General features: G+C 65.8%; 2 protein-coding genes. Both read right to left on the bottom strand.

From position 1 onward, the window contains the following. On the bottom strand, window positions 1-1,730 hold a 1,730-nt coding region (locus EN893_RS26750), incomplete at its 3' end, for an FUSC family protein (protein ID WP_164901130.1). A gap of 44 nt (window positions 1,731-1,774) precedes the next feature. Beyond that, window positions 1,775-2,937: toprim domain-containing protein (locus EN893_RS26755; protein WP_245490914.1), on the bottom strand; the 1,163-nt coding region annotated here is incomplete at its 5' end.

Raw genomic sequence — 2,937 nt, forward strand, 5'->3', positions numbered from 1 at the left:
TTCTGCACCAGCGGCATCAGCTGGTTGATGCGGTCGTAGGCGAGGCTCTCGAAGGCCGACCGCCTCGGCACCCGCTCATGCAGGCAAAGCCGCGCCAGATCCTCGCGCATGGCGCGCACGATCCGGTTGGCCGCGAGCCACGGATCGGCTGGCAGCACGACGATGAAGACACCGATCGCCAGCAGGATGCCGACCAGGATCGACGCCGACCCGGCGAAGAAGGGTACGGGATCGTAGGTCATCGCCTGGTGCGGGCTCAGGAAGGCGAGGAAGTTGATGGCGAAGGCCGTCGCCACGCCGACATAGCGTGGATTGGCCATGGCCAGCGCCGTCGGTACAAGAATGGGCACGACAAACAGCATGAACCAGCCGAAGCCCGGCAAAGCGGGCAGCGCGATCTGGCCGACGAGAAAGGCAAAGGGCAAAGCGAGCAGCGTTCCCTTGAAGAAACCCCAGGCGACCTGCACAGGGTCGGGGCGAGCAGCAAACAGGCTCGATACGACAGCAACGAGGATGACCGTGCCGGCCGCTTCCGACCATTTCGTCGTCAACCAGAAAGCCGCGACCAGCAGCGTGGCAAGGGCAGCGCGCAAGGCGTTACGCGATGCGCCGGCGTAATCGCGATGCACCACCAGCGCAGGCTGCCTGCTGCCCCTGGCCAGGCGCGTGGCAGGCGCGCGCAGGGCGTCGAGGCCGCGCAGCACCTGCTTGAGCGCCTCGGCGAAATCGGCGGCGATGGTCAGGCGGGTGATGGTGCCGACCCTGTCGTCGCCCTGGTCGGTCGAGGCATCTGGCATTTGCCGGGCGTTTCCGGAAATCGCATCGAGCCGAGCCACCCACAGCGCCGTATCGTCCAGCGCGCCGGGCTTGGTCGCCAGCTCGCTGACCAGCGACTGCAGTTCCGAGCGCACCGGGATGAGCGCCGCATTCTTCGGGGCGGCGTGCGAATGCAGCGCGCGTGCCGCCGACAGGGCCGAGAGCAGCTGTCCGATGGTGCGACGGACTGGATGGGCGCGCGGCGCGAAGCTCGGCGCCTCGAGCCTGGCATAGGCGCGCATCTCGCCGAGCGTCTGGGCATCAGTGATCAGCTTTCGGTGCAGCGTGGACAGCGTTGCCGGGTCGCCGCCGGAGAACGCACCGCCGGCATAGGTGGCAAGATCAAGGATACAGCGTTTCAGGCGCGAGACGATGGCGTCGCTGGCCAGTTTTGGCAGGATCAGGCGGCTGGTCAGGCCGGCGCAGACAATGCCAAGCACGATCTCGGCACATCGCGCGACCGCGAGGTCGACGACGAGATGCGGTTGTCCGAAGGCGGGCAGGCCGATGATCATTGCGGTGTAGCCGGCGAGCGCGGCGCCATAGGCTTCCGGATTGCGCAGCAGCGACGAGACGAAGGTGCAGATGCCGATCCAGACGGCAAGCACCGTCACCAGCACCCAGGGGTTGGTGCCGAATACGGTGGTGATGCCGATCGCCGCGACGCCGCCGACCAGCGTGCCGAGCAGCCGGTAGAAGCCCTTCGCCAGCACCATGCCGGCAACCGGCTGGGCGACGATGAACACCGTCATCATGGCCCATTGCGGGTGGTCGAGTTTTAGGGCGTAGGCGGCCAGCAGCGCTATCAGGCCGGCTGAAACGGTGCGAAGAGCGAAAATCCAGTCCGAGCGCGTCGGTTGCGTCAGGTCGGTCAAACTGGTTTCGAAATAGCCTTTCAGCCGTGCCGCAATCACACGCTGGTCTCCATATCAGAAGCGCAAGCTAAACCGGCTGATGGCTAGATATCCAGCACTTCCGTCTCGGCGAATTCGGCGCGTTCCTGGATGAAGCGGAAGCGGGCTTCCGGCTTGGTGCCCATCAACGCATCGACGGCGTCCTTGGTCGCCGCCTCGGCGTCGATCACGTCGATCCTGAGCAGCGTGCGCTTCCTCGGATCCATGGTGGTTTCCTTGAGCTGGGCCGCCATCATCTCGCCCAGGCCCTTGAAGCGGCCGAGTTCGACCTTGCCGCGCCCGGTGAATTCGGTGCGCAGGAGCTCGTCCTTGTGCGCGTCGTCGCGGGCATAGGCGACCTTGCCGCCTTGCCTGATCGAGTAAAGCGGCGGCACCGCTAGGTAGAGATGGCCGCCACGCACAAGTGCCGGCATCTCCTGATAGAAGAAGGTGATCAGCAGCGAGGCGATGTGGGCGCCGTCGACATCAGCGTCGGTCATGATGATCACGCGGTCGTAGCGCAGATCCTCATCGCGGTACTTCGAACGCGTACCGCAGCCGAGCGCCTGGATCAGGTCCGAAATCTGTTGGTTGCCGGCGAGCTTGTCGTTGCCGGCGCTGGCGACGTTGAGGATTTTTCCGCGCAGCGGCAGGACGGCCTGGCTGGCGCGGTCGCGCGCCTGCTTGGCCGAGCCGCCGGCCGAGTCACCTTCGACGATGAACAGTTCAGCGCCGGCCGCGGCATTCTGCGTGCAATCGGCGAGCTTGCCCGGCAGCCGCAGTTTGCGCACCGCGCTCTTGCGCGACACCTCTTTTTCCTGCCGTCGGCGCACCCTCTCGTCGGCGCGCGCGATCACCCATTCGAGCAGCTTCGAGGCTTCCTGCGGATTGTCGGCCAGCCAATGGTCGAACGGATCGCGGATCGCGGTCTCGACAATTCGAATTGCCTCGATCGTCGCCAGCCTGTCCTTGGTCTGGCCGACGAATTCCGGCTCGCGGATGAACACCGACAGCATGCCCGCCGCCGAGATCATGACGTCTTCCGAGGTCACGATCGAGGCGCGCTTGTTGCCGACGAGATCGGCATAGGCGCGCAGGCCCCGCGTCAGCACGTTGCGGAAGCCGGCTTCGTGGGTGCCGCCTTCGCCGGTCGGGATGGTGTTGCAGTAGGAATTGATGAAGCCGTCGCCGCCGAACCAGGTCACCGCCCATTCGAGCGAGCCATGGC

The organism is Mesorhizobium sp. M7A.F.Ca.CA.004.04.2.1 (assembly GCF_004022825.1).
Classification (GTDB): domain Bacteria; phylum Pseudomonadota; class Alphaproteobacteria; order Rhizobiales; family Rhizobiaceae; genus Mesorhizobium.